17 protein-coding genes are annotated in these 15,250 nt (G+C 69.3%); 4 read left to right on the plus strand and 13 right to left on the minus strand.

Annotated elements, in window-relative coordinates; genetic code table 11:
• Positions 1 to 12: 12 nt before the first annotated feature.
• Both ACFO0C_RS07185 and ACFO0C_RS07190 read right to left on the minus strand, forming a co-directional pair.
• Positions 13 to 480: an SgcJ/EcaC family oxidoreductase gene (locus ACFO0C_RS07185; protein WP_378065749.1), complete on the minus strand. Its 468-nt coding sequence runs from the start codon at positions 478 to 480 to the stop codon at positions 13 to 15.
• 202 nt (positions 481 to 682) lie between these two features.
• Entirely contained in the window at positions 683 to 1,126 is a 444-nt protein-coding gene (locus tag ACFO0C_RS07190; RefSeq protein ID WP_378065750.1) for a MarR family winged helix-turn-helix transcriptional regulator, read from the minus strand.
• A gap of 72 nt (positions 1,127 to 1,198) precedes the next feature.
• Here ACFO0C_RS07190 and ACFO0C_RS07195 point away from each other — a divergent pair, with 72 nt between their 5' ends.
• Positions 1,199 to 1,573, plus strand: a complete 375-nt coding sequence (locus tag ACFO0C_RS07195; protein WP_378065751.1) for a cupin domain-containing protein — start codon at positions 1,199 to 1,201, stop codon at positions 1,571 to 1,573.
• Between the two features lie 297 nt (positions 1,574 to 1,870).
• Here ACFO0C_RS07195 and ACFO0C_RS07200 read toward each other — a convergent pair whose 3' ends face one another.
• Positions 1,871 to 2,824, minus strand: a complete 954-nt coding sequence (locus ACFO0C_RS07200) for an aldo/keto reductase (RefSeq protein ID WP_378065752.1) — start codon at positions 2,822 to 2,824, stop codon at positions 1,871 to 1,873.
• A 333-nt stretch (positions 2,825 to 3,157) separates the two neighbouring features.
• Here ACFO0C_RS07200 and ACFO0C_RS07205 point away from each other — a divergent pair, with 333 nt between their 5' ends.
• Positions 3,158 to 3,520, plus strand: a complete 363-nt coding sequence (locus tag ACFO0C_RS07205; RefSeq protein ID WP_378065753.1) for a hypothetical protein — start codon at positions 3,158 to 3,160, stop codon at positions 3,518 to 3,520.
• A gap of 6 nt (positions 3,521 to 3,526) precedes the next feature.
• Here the strand turns inward: ACFO0C_RS07205 and ACFO0C_RS07210 are convergent, their stop codons facing one another.
• From ACFO0C_RS07210 to ACFO0C_RS07255, 10 genes are all read right to left on the minus strand, one after another.
• Positions 3,527 to 3,727, minus strand: coding sequence for a hypothetical protein (locus tag ACFO0C_RS07210; protein ID WP_378065754.1), 201 nt, complete (start codon positions 3,725 to 3,727; stop codon positions 3,527 to 3,529).
• A gap of 52 nt (positions 3,728 to 3,779) precedes the next feature.
• A complete protein-coding gene (locus tag ACFO0C_RS07215; RefSeq protein ID WP_378065755.1) occupies positions 3,780 to 4,604 on the minus strand; it encodes a class I SAM-dependent methyltransferase in 825 nt (274 codons plus the stop codon).
• Positions 4,601 to 5,920: a GH1 family beta-glucosidase gene (locus tag ACFO0C_RS07220; protein WP_378065756.1), complete on the minus strand. Its 1,320-nt coding sequence runs from the start codon at positions 5,918 to 5,920 to the stop codon at positions 4,601 to 4,603. The genes ACFO0C_RS07215 and ACFO0C_RS07220 overlap by 4 nt, the downstream gene beginning before the upstream one ends.
• The gene (locus tag ACFO0C_RS07225) at positions 5,920 to 6,927 is read right to left on the minus strand and encodes an ABC transporter ATP-binding protein (protein ID WP_378065757.1); all 1,008 of its coding nucleotides are present in this window, start codon (positions 6,925 to 6,927) and stop codon (positions 5,920 to 5,922) included. Before ACFO0C_RS07225 ends, ACFO0C_RS07220 begins: the two co-directional genes overlap by 1 nt.
• Entirely contained in the window at positions 6,924 to 8,009 is a 1,086-nt protein-coding gene (locus tag ACFO0C_RS07230; RefSeq protein WP_378065758.1) for an ABC transporter permease, read from the minus strand. Before ACFO0C_RS07230 ends, ACFO0C_RS07225 begins: the two co-directional genes overlap by 4 nt.
• Positions 8,010 to 8,013: 4 nt before the next feature.
• On the minus strand, positions 8,014 to 8,994 hold the full coding sequence (locus tag ACFO0C_RS07235) for an ABC transporter permease (protein ID WP_378065759.1): 981 nt from the start codon (positions 8,992 to 8,994) through the stop codon (positions 8,014 to 8,016).
• Positions 8,991 to 10,073 (minus strand): ABC transporter ATP-binding protein, encoded by a 1,083-nt coding sequence (locus ACFO0C_RS07240; protein ID WP_378065760.1) that lies wholly within the window; start codon positions 10,071 to 10,073, stop codon positions 8,991 to 8,993. Before ACFO0C_RS07240 ends, ACFO0C_RS07235 begins: the two co-directional genes overlap by 4 nt.
• 90 nt (positions 10,074 to 10,163) lie before the next feature.
• A complete protein-coding gene (locus ACFO0C_RS07245) occupies positions 10,164 to 11,852 on the minus strand; it encodes an ABC transporter substrate-binding protein (protein WP_378065761.1) in 1,689 nt (562 codons plus the stop codon).
• A 174-nt stretch (positions 11,853 to 12,026) separates the two neighbouring features.
• On the minus strand, positions 12,027 to 13,028 hold the full coding sequence (locus tag ACFO0C_RS07250; protein ID WP_378065762.1) for a LacI family DNA-binding transcriptional regulator: 1,002 nt from the start codon (positions 13,026 to 13,028) through the stop codon (positions 12,027 to 12,029).
• 154 nt (positions 13,029 to 13,182) lie between these two features.
• On the minus strand, positions 13,183 to 14,025 hold the full coding sequence (locus tag ACFO0C_RS07255; protein WP_378065763.1) for an NAD-dependent protein deacetylase: 843 nt from the start codon (positions 14,023 to 14,025) through the stop codon (positions 13,183 to 13,185).
• A 97-nt stretch (positions 14,026 to 14,122) separates the two neighbouring features.
• Here ACFO0C_RS07255 and ACFO0C_RS07260 point away from each other — a divergent pair, with 97 nt between their 5' ends.
• Positions 14,123 to 14,455 carry a hypothetical protein gene (locus ACFO0C_RS07260; protein WP_378065764.1) on the plus strand — a complete coding sequence of 111 codons (333 nt, stop codon included), beginning with the start codon at positions 14,123 to 14,125 and terminating at the stop codon, positions 14,453 to 14,455.
• A gap of 342 nt (positions 14,456 to 14,797) precedes the next feature.
• Positions 14,798 to 15,184 carry a hypothetical protein gene (locus tag ACFO0C_RS07265; RefSeq protein WP_378065765.1) on the plus strand — a complete coding sequence of 129 codons (387 nt, stop codon included), beginning with the start codon at positions 14,798 to 14,800 and terminating at the stop codon, positions 15,182 to 15,184.
• Positions 15,185 to 15,250: the final 66 nt, after the last annotated feature.

A 15,250-nucleotide genomic window follows, 5' to 3' on the forward strand; every position in this document is an offset into this window, starting at 1 on the left:
TGCCGCCCGGCGTCAGGTCAGGAGCTGCTTGGTGGCTGCCTGGGGTGACAGCTCGGCGGTGTGGGCGGCGGCGGCTTCGGGGTGGCCGTGGTACTGGGCCGGGGTGCTCTGGAACAGGACGATCCGCCAGCCCGGCAGCCTCAGCTCGGCCACCAGGGTCTGCACCGCGTTCAAAGCGGGATCGAGCGTGTCCCCGCCCGGCGGGATCATGCCGGCGACGGATCGGAGCAGGACGGCTCCGGGGCCCAGGGCACGGAGGTCACGGATCCTTGCCACGAAGGCGGCGGTCGGATGATCCTGGAAGATCGGCCCGAGGTGTTTGCCGACGTCGACTCCGTCCACTTGGCTGCCGTCGAACCCGACGAGTGCCCCGTCTTCGGCGAACAGACCGGCGAACCGCTCGGCGTCCCGGTCGTTCCACGCAGTGAGCAGATTCCGGTAGAGCTCACGGACGGCTGCTTCGGCACGAGTCTCACCCATGCCGAGAACACTCCCACGCCGGCGGCGTCAGCGGCGACCACTCCTTCGGCTGAGCCGATTCCCGCTCGTTGCGGTGGCGGCTGCGCCGACTCGTGGTTGTCGTGGTGGCGGCGGCGCCGGTTGGTGGTTGTCGTGGTGGCGGCTGCGCCGATTCGTGGTTGTCGTGGTGGCGGCTCAGGCGATTCCCGGTTTCGGTGGTGGGTTACCAGACGGGGCGGATCCGGCCGGGGGTGGCCAGGTGGGCCAGGGCGGTTCTCAGGGCGATCAGTTCGGCGGGCGTCAGGGCGGCGGCGAGCGGGGCCAGCGTCTGGGCCGCGGCATCGTCGGCCGCTCGCGTGCAGGCGTGACCCTTTTCGGTCAGAACCAGGAGGCGTGCTCGGGCGTCGGTGGGGTGGGGGCGGCGTGCCACGTACCCCTTGGTGATCAGCTCCTCGGCCATCTGGCTGGCCGCCTGTTTGGTGATCTCCAGGTGTTCGGCGAGTTCGGTGACGGTGGCGCCGGTGCCGGACAGACGGACGAAGGCGAATCCGTGCGCGGGGCGCACGTCGGTGAACCCGGCGGCCCGGACCCGGGAGTCGATGCCGTCGACCAGCGCACGGGCCGCGCTGAGGAGAAGCACCGGGAGGTCTTGGAGATCGTCACTCACGAAAGCAGTTTGACACAGAAGTCAAGCTGCTTGACTATTTGGTCAAGTGGCTTGACTAAGTGAGGAGTGGGAGTGTCGATCTATCGCGGTACCGAGGCAGTGGTTCACCGGATGCACGGGAGCGTCTTCCACGCGTTCGCCTCGCCGTCCACCGGCAGCCGGGAGCTGTGCACCTGGCGGGTGGAGATCGCGGGCGGGGTGAGCGGTGTGCCGCACCGGGTGGGGCGTGACGAGGTGCTGATGGTGTCGGCCGGTGAGTTGTCGGTCAGCCTGGACGGCGTCGCCGGCCGGGTCGGTGCCGGTGACGTGCTGGTGGTGCCGGCCGGCACCGAGTTCCGGGTGAGTAACGAGGGCGCGGAGACCGCCGAGGCCTGGGTGGTCACCAGTGCCGGCTTCGAGGCGACCCTCCCGGACGGGACCACCATCACCCCGCCCTGGGTGAGCTGACCTGCGGCCGTTCCCGCCGGAGTGCGGTTCGACGATCTTGCCCGGCTGGTTGTCACCGTTGTCTCCGGCCTCGTGAGGCAGCGTGACGGCCAGCCGTAAAGATCCGGCTGGTTCTCGCCGTTGTCTCCGGGGTTGTGAGGCAGCGGTGGCGGCCGGCCGGGCAAGAGCCGGCCGCTGGGCGGGTGGTCAGGGGCCGGCCGGGCAAGAGCCGGCGGGCCGGTGATCAGGGGCCGGTCGGGCAAGAGCCGGCGGGCGGGTGATCAGGGGCCGGCCGGGCAAGAGCCGGCGGGCGGGTGGTCAGGGGGTCAGGGCGGTGACGGCCTTCAGCTCGTCGCTGGTCAGGGGGCCGCGCGCCTCGGCCGCGAGGCATTCGGCGAGTTCGGCGCGGTTCTTGACGCCGAGGATGACGGTGGCGACACCCGGGACGCTGAGGGCGTACCGGTGGGCGAGCGAGGCCGGGCTCTCGCCGAGCGAGGCGGCGAGATCCCGGAACGGCGCGGCCCGCGCGAAGTTGACGGCGGCCGGGTGATCGGCGGGCACCTCCCGGTCCAGGGCGTCCGTGAGGGACCCGGCGGCCACGACCCGGATGGCGGTGACGGCGACCCCGGCTCCGGCGGCCGCCCGGACGAGGCCGGCGTTGTCGGGCCGGACGTCGTCGCCGTGGATCCAGAGGTCCCCGCTCTGGTCGAGGGCGTTGACCACGATCTGGGCCGTGTCCGGCCGGGGTGTCCCGGCGAAGGTGTCGAGCAACGGTTCCGGATCGCCGACGGCGGTGATGCCCCAGGCCCGGATCAGCCCCTCGTCGCGCAGTGACTCGAACACCGGGACGATCTCCTCACGGTATCCGGAAGGCGTGACGGTTCCGGAGAGGACGGTCCCGGCCTGCCGGAACTGGGTGTGCAGGACCAGCACGTCGAGGTGGTCGCGTTCCAGCCGGGTCAGGCTGGCGTGCAGGCTGCTCCGGATCCGGGCCGCGAAGTCGCGCCCGTCGTCGTCGGGCAGCTGCACCTTGCTGGTGATCATGACGTCGGAGGCCCGCCCGCGGAGTGCGTCGGCCACGGCGACCTCGGACTCGAAGCCGGAGCCGTAGCTGGGCGCGAGATCGAGCATGGTGATGCCCGCGTCGAGTGCGGCGTGGACGGTCGCGACCGCTTCCGCCCGGTCGGTGCCACCCCAGACGCCGCCGATTCCGCCACCACCGAGAGTGAGCGCGCTGACACTGCCGAGTCGCCCGAAGGCACGTGATTCCATGATGTTCTCCTCTTCGTTCCCGGCTGTCCGAATCGACCGTAGAACCTGGAGCGCGCTCCAGATCAAGTCCTCGGCGCGAAGGATCAAGTCCTTGACTCGATTCGGCGCGCCGTCGGCGAAGAGGTGTCCACCACGTGAATAATCCGTGCTTCCGCGCGCCTCAACCAGGGAGGATGGCGCCCGCGGGAAGGGGGAGCGGTGGATGTCGTGACGCAGTGGGTGACTACCGAATGGACCAAACGCTCCCGGGGTGGTCCGGGAGCCGCACGTCGGAGCGAGGTGCCTCAGGGCTTCCGCCTGCCCGGGAAGAGGCGCGGGGTGGTGCACGAGGTGATGATCACCGAACGTAATGACTTCCAGCCGATCGAGTCGTTCGGCGCGGAGCCTCCGGAGCGCGAGCCGGGCCTCGCGCGTTCCGGTCTGCGGCTGGTCCGGGCGGACAAGGGGGTACGGGTGGAACTGCTCCTGGCCCGCCACGGCGCCCCGTCGCGAGCCCGCCGTCCACCGGCGGTGTGGCTGGCGCCGGGCGAGTGGCTGCGCTGGCAGGTGAACTACCGGATGTCGTGGCCGGTGATCGAGGGCGGCCGCTGGGAGTACAAGCAGGACACCCTGAACATCGCGGTGGGCCCGGCCGATCCGGAGCTGTTCTTCGGCGAGCCCACCCGACACATCGACGAGAGGGGTTTCCTGAGGTGACGAGCCCTACTTGCTGGGCTCCGGAACATCACAGGTGACCTTGGGGTTGACGCCCATCCAGTTGAGCGGGCCGGCGACGGTGGTGACGATGACCGTGCCGGCTTCCGCGCAACTGGCGTCTTCACTGTCGGAGAAATAGCCACGCTCGTAGGCGGCGATGACGCCGAGGACGAGCCAGATGACGATGAGAACCGCACCGATACGCATTGAGAGCCTCCAAACCGGGGATGAGCGGCTCATACCCCGGCGGCGGCGATCATTAAACGGGCTTGCGGGCCTGCAGCGTGTACGTGTGCGGCAGCCGCTCCGGCTTCTCGGTGAGCTGCCACTCCTTGTTGTCGAGCTTGCGCATCCGCCCGGGCAGGGCCTCCCACGGCACACTCTGGTGCTCCTCCAGCCCGGTGAGCACCAGCCCGGCCTCGAGGACCGCGGTGACGATCTCGCCGAGACCGTGGTTCCACTCGTGGGTGAGACTGTGCTGGAACTGGTGGTCGGACTCCACATAGGTGCCCGGCTCGTCCCAGACCTGTGGCTCCACCTGCTCGAAGTAGGGCTCGGTGATGGAGAGCAGCCCGTCGGTGCGGTAGTAGTCGAGCGCCCACAGCACCGGGTGCCCCTCGCGGATGAACAGCCGGCCGCCGGGCGCGAGCAGTGACGCCACGGTCTGCGCCCACCGTTTGATGTCGGGCAGCCAGCCGATCGCCCCGATCCCGGTGAACACCAGGTCGAAGTCGCCGTCGAGCACGGACCGGGCCTGGTAGACGTCGCTCTGGACGAACGGGATGTCGGCGCCGGCCCGGGACGCGATGGACCGGGCCTGGTCGAGGGACTCGCCGGAGAAGTCGAGGCCGGTCATCCGCGCGCCGAGCCGGGACAGCGAGATCGTGTCGGTGCCGATGTGGCACTGGAGATGCACCCCGCGCAGCCCGGCCACGTCGCCGAGCCGGGGTAGGTCGAACCGCACCACGTCGCTGATGTAGGCCGGGTCGTCGACGAAACTCTGCACCCGGTAGCCGGGCGACGCCGCGTGGGGCGCCGCCCGTTCGTTCCACAGAGCCTTGTTGATCTCGATGTAGTCCGTCATGGGGCGGACGATATGCGATCCCTGAACCACAGCGCACTGCGTTTAGGCGTACGCCGCTGGGTCTCGTAGTCGACGTGGACCAGGCCGAACCGTTTCGCGTACCCCTCGGCCCATTCGAAGTTGTCCATCAGCGACCAGGCGAAGTATCCGCGCACGTCAGCGCCTTGGGCGCGGGCCGCGGCGACCGCGTCGACGTGGGCCGCGAGGTACGCGGTCCGTTCGGTGTCCTCGACGAAGCCGTCGGCGTCCGGGTGGTCGGGGTAGACCGCGCCGTTCTCGGTGACGACGAGCGGATACCCGTAGTCGCGGTGCAGGCGCAGCAGCAGCGTGGTGAACCGGTCCGGGGTGATCGGCCAGCCCAGATCGGTCTGCGGCACGTCCGGTTTGATCTCCCGCACCACCGGCAGCCCGGACGCGTCGACGGTGTTGCCGTCCAGGTCGCGTCCGGCGAAGTCCTGCCCGAAGTAGAAGTTGACTCCGAGCGTGTCGATCTGGGTCCGGGAGATGATCTCCAGGTCGCCGTCGCGGACCGGCAGTTCGATACCGCGGACGGCCAGGTCGGCCAGCACGTCCTCCGGGTAGCGGCCGTGCTTCAGCGGGTCCAGGAAGATCCGGGCCACGTTGCCGTCGGCCCGCCACGCCGCCGCCACGTCCAAGGGGTCGTCGGAGGCGGGGGTGGCGGTGCCGATGTTCAGCGGGATGCAGATGTTGTTGTCCGGCCGCTTGATCATGTTGGCGATCAGCCCGTGTGCGAGCAGCAGGTGGTGAGCGGCCGCCGCGGCGACCGCCGGCTCACGCCGCCCGGGGGCGAACACCCCGTACTCGTAGCCGAGATAGGCCACGCACCAGGGCTCGTTGACCGTCCCCCAGTTGCGGACGCGGTCGTTCAAACGGTCGAAGACCATCTCGGAGTACTCGGCGAGCCGGTACGCGGTGTCCCGGTTGCCCCAGCCGCCGGCGTCCTCCAGCTCCTGCGGCATGTCCCAGTGGTAGAGCGTCAGCCACGGTTCGATGCCGTTGGCCAGTTGCTCGTCCACCAGCCGGTCGTAGAAGTCGAGGCCCTTGGCGTTGGCCGGGCCGCGCCCGTGCGGCTGGACCCGCGTCCACGACACCGAGAACCGGTAGGCGTTCACGCCCAGGCTCTTGATCAGGCGTACGTCGGACGGCATCCGGTGGTAGTGGTCGCACGCCACGTCGCCGGTCTCGCCGACGACGTCACGGGCGAAGGTGTCCCAGATCGACGCGGTCCGCCCGTCCTCGGCGGCCGCGCCCTCGATCTGATAGGCCGACGTGGCCACCCCCCATGTGAAGTCCATCAGCCCACCGGCTCCTCGGTCGGGTGCAGCCAGCAGGCGACCGACCGGGTCTTCCCGTCACCGGTGCCGGGCCGCCCGAGCACCGGGATGTTGCCGGCGCACGGGTCGAACGCCTTCGGGCACCGCGGGTGGAACGAGCATCCGGTCGGCATGCCCTTGAGGTCGGGCGGCGATCCCGGGATGCCGGTCAGCTCACGGCGCGGGCCCCTCAGCGCCGGGAAGGACCCCAACAGACCTTTGGAGTACGGGTGGAGCGCGTCCTTGTAGATGGCCGAGGCGGGTGCCTCCTCCACGATCCGGCCGCCGTACATGATCGCGATCCGGTTGGAGAACTCCACCAGCAGCGACAGGTCGTGCGTGATGAAGATGACCGAGAAGCCCAGCCGCTCGCGCAGCTCGATGAGCTGGCCGAGGATCTGCCGCTGCATGACCACGTCGAGTGCCGTGGTCGGCTCGTCCATGATCACGACCTGCGGCTGGAGGATCAGCGCCATGCCGATCATCACGCGCTGACGCATGCCGCCGGAGAGCTGGTGCGGGTAGGCGTCCATCCGGTCCGGGCCGATGCCGACGAGCTTGAGCATCTCCCGGGCGCGGGCGGTGCGCTCGCTCTCGGTCATCTTCGGCTCGTGGGCCTGGAGCACGTCGGTGAGCTGGGTGGAGATCTTGTGTACCGGGTTCAGCGAGTTCATCGCACCCTGGAACACGATCGCCGTCTCGGCCCACCGGAACTTGCGGATCCGGTCGTCGGAGAGCGACAGCACGTCGTACGGGTCACCCTCGGCGGGGTGGTAGATGACCTGGCCGCCGGTGATCACGCCGGGCGGGGCGAGCAGACGGGTCATGCCGTAGGCGAGGGTCGACTTGCCGGATCCGCTCTCCCCGGCCAGGCCCAGCACCTCGCCCCGGTGCAGGGTCAGGTTCACGTCGCGGACCGCGCGGACACCCTGCTCGCCGAGGCCGTACCCGACGTTGAGGTTCTTGATCTCCAGCACCGGGTCGCTCATGACGCGGCTTCCTCTCGTACGACCGCCGTGACGCCGTTGTGGTCCACCGCCGGGATCGGGCGGGCGTGGGTGTGCGGCTCGGGGGAGTTGCTCAGGACCGGCGTGAAACCGATGCGCATGCGGACCGTACGCCCGGAATTGGTCTTGATCTTGGTTTTGCCGGCACTGCGGAGCCGGGGGCTGACGAACTCGTCGATCGCGAAGTTGATCAGCGAGAGCGCCGTGCCGAGGATCGCGATGGCCAGGCCGGCCGGGACGAACCACCACCAGGCGGAGCGGGCGAGCGCCTGCTGGCCCTGCGCCCAGAACAGGATGGTGCCCCAGTTCCAGGTGTTGCTGGAGGTGATGCCGATGAAGGCCAGGGTGATCTCGGAGAGCACCGCGAAGATGACCGTGCCGACGAAGCCGGAGGCGATCACCGCGGTCAGGTTCGGCAGCAGCTCGAAGATGATGACCCGCCAGCTGCGCTCACCGGTGGCGCGGGCCGCCTCGACGTAGTCGCGCCGGCGCAGCGAGAGCGTCTGCGCGCGCAGCACCCGGGCGTTCCAGGACCACGAGGTGAAGCCGATGACCAGGGCGACCACCATCTCCCCGGCGTTCTCCATGATCGACGTGACGATGATGATCAGCGGCAGCGCCGGGATCACCAGGAAGACGTTGGAGAGCGCGGAGAGGGCCTCGTCGGTCTTGCCGCCGACGTAGCCCGCGGTCACCCCGATGATCACCGACAGGATCGTGGCGACGATGCCGGCCACGAACCCGACGAAGATCACACTGCGGGTGCCGACCAGCAGTTGGCTGTAGACGTCCTGGCCCAGGTGGGTGGTGCCCATCCAGTGGTCGGCCGACGGGCCCTGCATCAGGTCGGGGCCCCGTGCGCCCGGGTCGAACGGCGCGATCCACGGGCCGATGATCGCCAGCAGGATGTAGATCCCGAGGACCACCAGGCCGGCCGCGGCCTTGCGGTTGCTCAGGAACAGGAACTTGCGGCGCTTGGCCTTCCCGGGCTTGCCGGGCTCCGGCTGGGCCATCGACCCCTGACCGGGGATGACCTGCTCGATGCTCGAAGTGGGGATCGTCATCGGGTCAGCCCTCCTTGCGGGTGCGCGGGTCGAGGAGCAGGTAGGCGATGTCCGCGAGCAGGTTCGCCACCAGCACCGAGATCGTGATGATCAGGAAGACGCCCTGCATCAGCGGGTAGTCGTTGGCGCCCAGCGCCTGGAACAGCTGGAAGCCGATGCCCGGGTAGGAGAAGACGATCTCCACCAGGAAGGTGCCGCCGACGATGAAACCGAGCGACAGGGCGAAGCCGGACACGTTCGGCAGCAGCGCGTTGCGGGCCGCGTAGCTCAGCGCCACCCGGCGCTCGGGCAGGCCCTTGGCGTGCGCCACGGTGATGTAGTCCTCGCTGGAGACGGTCACCATCATGTTGCGCATGCTGAGGATCCAGCCGCTGACCGAGGAGATCAGGATGGTGAACGCCGGGAGGAGGCTGTGCTGGAGCGCGCTCGGGATGAAGTACATGTCCCAGGCCGGCACCAGGCCGACCTCGGCGCCGCCGCCCGACGGGAAGAAACTGTCCGGGCCGGTGAGCAGGTAGATCGCGATGATGCCGAGCCAGAAGTACGGCACCGAGGAGAAGAACGTGGTGACCGGCAGGAGGCCGTCGGTCCACGAGCCGCGCCGCCAGCCGGCCAGCACGCCGAGACCGGTGCCGATCGTGAAGCTGAGGATCGTGGTGACACCGACCAGCATCAGCGTCCACAGGATGCTGTCGGACAGCACCTCGGAGACCGGGGTCGGGAAGAACGTGAAGGACAGGCCGAGGTCGCCGGCGAACAACTGCTTCCAGTACTCGACGTACTCCGACCAGATGTTGCCGTCCTTGTCGATGCCGAACAGCACGTAGAGCGAGTTGATCGCCTGGGTGCTGAGCTGGCCCTGATACTTCGTGATCAGCGCCTGCACCGGGTCACCCGGGATCATCCGGGGGATGAAGAAGTTGAGCGTGATCGCCGCCCACGCGGTGAACAGGTAGAACGCCACACGCTGCAGAAGGAACTTCATGAGGTCACCGCCGACCCGGGCCGCTGGGCGGCGACCGTAGCCTCGTCGTAGAGCCAGCAGGCGGCCCAGTGCCCGGGCTTGTCACCGATCTCCAGCCGGACCGGCAGGTCGGTCGTGCAACGCGCCATCGCCATCGGGCAGCGCGGGTGGAACCGGCAGCCGGACGGCGGGCGGATCAGGCTCGGCGGCTCGCCGTTGCCGCGGTCCTCGTCCGACGCGTCGATGTCGGTGGTCAACCGGTCCGGGTCCGGGGCGGAATCGATCAGGAGCCGGGTGTACGGGTGAGCCGGCGACTGCGTGACCGTCTCGCTGTCGCCGCCCTCGACCATCCGGCCCGCGTACATCACCAGAGTCTGGTCGGCGAAGTACCGTGCCGACGCGATGTCGTGGGTGATGTAGAGGATCGCCAGGTTCAGGCGCTCCTTGAGGTCCCGCAGCAGGTTCAGGACACCGAGCCGGATCGAGACGTCGAGCATCGAGACCGGCTCGTCGGCGAGCAGGGCCTCGGGTTCGGCGCCCAGGGCGCGGGCGATCGCCACACGCTGCCGCTGGCCGCCGGAGAGCTCGTGCGGGAACTTGTCCAGGTAGCGCTCGGGCGGGGTCAGCGACACCCGGTTGAGCAGCGCGTGCAGGGCCTTCTCGAGGTCCTCCGCGGTCTTGCCGGCGTGGCCGTGGATCTTCAGCGACCGGGTCAGGTGATACCGGATGGTGTGCACCGGGTTCAGCGACGCGAACGGGTCCTGGAAGATCATCTGCACCTGGGCGCAGTACCGGCGGAACGCCGAGCCGGACTTCACGGCGGTGGACCGGCCGTGCAGGCGGATGTCCCCGGAGGTCCGCGGATAGAGCTGGGCCAGCAGCCGGGCCACGGTGGACTTGCCGGAGCCGGACTCGCCGACGAGGGCGGTCACCTGGCCCCGGCGCAACGTCAGGCTCACGTCATCGACGGCGTGAACCGCGTCGTGCTTCTTGCTGAAGAGGTCTCGCATCTTCCGGCGGACGGGGAAGTGCTTGGTCAGGCCGATGGCCTCGAGCACCACCTCACCGGCCGGCGTCTCAGCGTCGGGGGTCGACGTCATGCCGAATTCCTTCATGCAGGCGTGGGCACTTTTCACTGGCGCGGCTCCCCGCCCGGTACGAGACCGGACGGGGAGCCCCTGTCAGACGGGTCAGGCGGCGGGCTTGAGCGCCAGGACCACCATCAGCGCACCGGCCTGGGTGGGCTGTCCGGGCGCGTACGAGTCCGCGTCGGACGGCCAGCCGACCCACTTCTTGGTGCTGTACGCGGCGCCGACGTTGTCCGAGCCGATCGGCAGCATCGGAGCCTGCTCCACGAAGATCTTCTGCAGGGTGGCGAGGGCGGTCTTGCGGGACGCCTCGTCGGTCGCGTTCGAGTAGGCCTTGAGGGCGGCGGTCGCCTCCGGGCTGTCGAAGCGGCCGAAGTTGCCCTGCTGGGCGGCGGTGCCGATCGGCTTCTTCAGGTCGCCGTCCATGACGGTCTGGTAGATGTCGAACGGCGTCGAGCCACCGTTGGTCCACCGCATCGTGGCGCCGAAGTCGCCCTTCTGCACGTTGGTGTCCCAGACGTTCTGGTTCGGCTTCTCGACCTCGGCCGCGATACCGATCTTGCTCAGGTTGTCCTTGATGATCTCAAGGGTGGTCTGGTAGTCGGACCACGGCGCCGGGTCGGACAGCTTGATGGTGACCGGCGCGCCGGACTTGTCCTTGAGGACGTTGCCGTCGAGCGTGTAGCCGGCACCGGTCAGCAGGGTCTTGGCACCCTCGACGTCGACCGAGAAGGTCTTGCCCTTGTACTCGTCGGCGATGTAGGCGTCACCGGCGCCCTCCGGCAGACCGGTGACGCTCTTGATCTCCGGGTGGAAGTAGCCGGCCTCGGCCTGGGTGAAGATGTCCGCGCGGTTGATGACCATGTTCATGGCCTGGCGCAGCTTCGGGTCGTCGAACGGCTTCCTGGTGGTGTTGATGTAGAGGCCGTGGATGCCCAGCACGCCCGGCGCCCAGATCTTGTGGTTGGCCGGGTCCTTGGCGATGAAGGTCTGCTGGTAGTCCGGGATGAAGACGAAGCTCCACTCGGACTGGCCGCTGGCCAGGGCCGTGAGCTGGGTGTCGTTGCCGGAGTACGAGGTGTACCGCAGCTCCTTGACCTTCGGCAGCTCCTGCCAGTAACCGCTCTCACGGGACTCGAGAATGATGCCCGTCTGGGCCCACGTCTTCAGCACGTACGGGCCACTGCCGACCGGCGTCTTGATCGTGTCGGTGGCCGGGTCCGCGATCGTCGACCAGATGTGCTTCGGGACGATCGGGATCTGCCCGATCACCTTGTGCTGGGTGGTGAACTGCGACGAGGTGAACGTGATCTTCACCTTGTTGCCCTCCGACGTGATCGCGTCGAACGGGATGGCGAAGATGTTCAGCGCCTCGTTCTTCTTGATCAGGTCGTAGGTGAAGACGACGTCCTCGGCGGTCAGCGGCTTGCCGTCGGACCAGGTGGCACCGTCCCGGATGACCAGGTCGACGGTCTTCCAGTCGGCCGACCAGGTGATCGAGCTGGCCAGCCACGGCTTCAGCGGCTGGTCCGGCTTGGTGTTGTTCCACTGGCCGAGGGGCTCGTAGATCATCCAGCGGTAACCGAGGTTCGACGCCGACGAGGAGCCGATGAACGGGTTGTTGTTCTCGGTCTGGGTGCTGTTCGGCATACCGATGGACAGGAAGCCGGCAGCCTTCCCGTTAGCCGCGTTGTCCTTGTTGGCGGCGTTGGGCGAGTCGCTGCAGGCGGCCATACCGCCGCTGGCGAGCACACCCGCCAGGGCGACCGCGAAAAGCTTACGACGCTGCATCGAGAGTTCTCCTCGTGAATTCATCGCGTGGTTGAGAGGGGTGAGAAGGGTGAGAGGGGGTGCCCGAGGGCGTGCGGCATCGCGTGACCGGCTGGCTGCCGGCCCCGGATGCCATCGATCCCCGGCCGTCGCAGCGGCCGGTCGCTGGTTATGGGGTTCGTCGTACGGGCGGGATCAGCAGACGGTGGACTCTCGGACGGTGAAAGTCGCCGGGATGATCGTCGGGCGGTTCGGTAGCGGTGTTCCCTCGAAATGGGAGAGCAGCGCACGTGCCGCCGCCTCACCCATCTCGCGCATGGGCTGATGGACCGTGGTCAGCGGCGGCTGGGTGTGCGCCGCCATCGGGATGTCGTCGAAGCCGACGACCGAGACGTCCTCCGGGATCCGCCGGCCGTGCTCCAGCAGCGCCTGCATGGCGCCGGCCGCGGAGACGTCGTTGTGGCAGAAGACCGCGTCGAAGTCGATGCCGGCCGCGATAGCGCGGTGGATCCCCTCGGCGCCCTGCTCGAAGGTGAAGTCGCCGAGCAGGATCCGCTCCTCGCCGATCGGGTGACCGGCCTCGGCGTAGACCGCGGCGAACCCGTCACGGCGCTGCTGGGTGCACCCGAACCGGGACGGCCCGGTGATCATCAGCGGCCGGTGCCGGCCCACCTCGATCAGGTGCCGGGCGGCCGATCCGGCGCCGATGTGGTTGGTCGTCCCGACGCTGGGGATCTGCCCCGACATCTGGTCGCGATCGTCGATCAGGACCATCGGCAGACCCCGGGCGTGCAGGGTGGCGATGTAGTCGAGAGTGCCCTCCGGCTCGATGACCAGGAGCCCGTCGAAGGACTTGGCCGCGACCTGGGCACCGAACTGGCGCATCGAGTCCTCGCCGCGGTTGCAGGTGAACAGGAGCAGCCCGTACTCCTCGGCCTCGAGGACGTCGACCGCTCCCTGCACCACCTCGCCCATCCACGGCCAGGTCAGGGAGGGCACGAGCATGGCCACCACCCGCGTCCGCCCGCGGGCCAGGTTGACCGCCCGTGCGCTGGGCACGTAACCGAGCTCCTCGATCACCGCGCGGACCCGCGCGGCGGTCGATTCGTCCAGCTCACCCTTGCCGTTGAGAACCCGGGACACGGTGGTCTTGCTGACCTTCGCCCGAGCCGCCACATCGGCGATGGTGATCGGCACACTCGCTCCTCAGTTGCTTCCGGTTGGTTGCCCCGGGGTTTCGGAACCGGTTTCGGGACCGGTTTCGGCAGTCAACCTCAGTGAGAGCCGTCACGTCAACGTGCTGAGCGACCTATTTCGATTTCAAGACGGTAACCGAGATCGGTAAACAGTCTTAAACGGTAATCGGGGCGAGATTCGGGAGAACCACCCCGAGCGGGGCGTCGATCATCAGATCCGCATAAGGCTCCCCGCGGGTCACGCCGCGATTGACGATCGCCACCCGGATCCCGTCCCGGACCGCCCGCAGGACGAACCGGCGCCCCGACATGACGGTCAGCGAGGACCCCAGGACCAGCAGCGTGCGCGCGCCGGCCACCAGTGCGAACGAGCGCGAGACCCGCTCCGGCGGCACGGTCTCGCCGAAATAGACCACGTCCGGCTTCAGCATGCCGTCACAGGTGAGGCAGTCCACCACGGTGAACCCGTCCACCTCGGCGTCGTCCAGCTCCACGTCACCGTCCGGGTTGATCGTCACGGCCACCGCCTCGAACCGCGGATTGGCCGCCGACAACCGGTCCTCCAACTCGGCCCGGCCGGACCGCTCGCCGCACCCGAGACACACCACCCGGGCCAGATTGCCGTGCAACTCGATCACTTCCCGCGCGCCGGCCGCCTGGTGCAGACCGTCCACGTTCTGCGTGATCAACCCGGCCAGCAGGCCCCGCTCCTGAAGACGGGCCACCGCCCGGTGCCCCTCGTTGGGCCGCGCGTCACCGATCGTCCGCCAGCCCAGGTGACTGCGCGCCCAGTACCGCCGGCGGGCCACCGGATCGCCGGTGAACGTCTGATAGGTCATCGGCGACCCACGCCGGGCCGACCCCGACGGGCCGCGGTAGTCGGGGATGCCGGAGTCGGTGGACAGACCGGCGCCACTGAGCACCACCACGCCACCCTCGGCGACCCACTCGTCCAGCCGCGCCACCTGCTCCACCATCTCGAGGTCCATGACGACCATCGTCCCTCGCGCGGGTGACCGCACACGCAACCCGTACGAGTGGTGGAGCCGAGTTCGTCCGATGCGTCCCCGGGGACCGGCGAGTAGGTTGATGGACGTGATCACGGTGGCGCAGCCGGCCGCTCGTCCCTGGGACGGGCAGCGGATTCTGCGTTTCCTGACCGGGCTGGCGATGCTCGCCCTGGCGGTCACCCTGCGCCTGCCCGGACCTGCGCTTCCGGCCCCCGCCGCCGCCCCCGTGGCACCGGCCGCGGTCGCCGGGGCCGCGGAGGTGACCGCCCCCGATCCGGAGATCTACGAGTCGGAGCGGGTCGCGCCGCCCGCGGTCGGCGAGGCCGACGTGGCGCCCGCCACCGTGACGTTCGCCACCCGTATCCCGCGTGGCGAGGCCCCGGGAACCACCGGTTCCCGCGCGCCCCCGGCCCTCTGACGGGTCCCTTCCACCGACCCGTCACCGCCGGCCGTAGATCGACCTACCACTGGGGTGCACCAATGGAATCCGTCCTGCAAACCTTCCTGAACGCGGTCCCGCAGGCGACCGTGATCTGGCTCGCCATCCTGCTCGTCCTGGCCGTCGCGGTCGCCGTCGCGGCTCTGCCCCGCGGCCTGACCACGGCCGCACCGGCCGCCGAGGAGAACCGTCTCGCCGACGGTCTGGANNCGCCGGGCCGAGTGGCTCGCCGCCCAGCAGACCGTCGACGAGACCTGGGCGGCGTACGAACAGGCCTCCGACGACGCCCGCCGGATCGGCGCCACCACCGCGTTTCCGCTGATGAGCCGCCGTCGCAAGCCCGGCGAGAACGTCGACCGGCAGCGCTACCTGCACCGTGCCGCGACCGAGCTGTGCCGCACCCAGGACCTGTCGATCGCTCAGCTCAACGACGTCTACGCGCACCGCGGCTGGAACCCCCGGCTGCACCCGGTCCAGCAGGAGCCGGTCCTGCTGAACGCGGTCCGGGCGCACCGCTTCGAGGCGTACCAGAGGGCGGTCGAACGGGAGCGTGCCGCGTGGCGGGGCGCCGAGGCCGCCGCCGAGACCCTGCGCGGCCTGCGCGCCGAGGCGGCCGCCGCCCGGCTCCGCGGCCCGGTCACCGAGGCCGGCGAGCAGCAGATCTTCGCCGAGCACTGGACACCGGCCGAACTCCCCGCCGCCGCCTGATGTCCACCCTGGATCCGCCGACCGTTCCCAGCGGACCGTGACAGGCGCCGGGTAACGTGGCCGGGC

The sequence above is a fragment of the Actinoplanes subglobosus genome (genome assembly GCF_042650585.1).
GTDB classification, from domain to species: Bacteria; Actinomycetota; Actinomycetes; order Mycobacteriales; family Micromonosporaceae; genus Actinoplanes; species Actinoplanes subglobosus.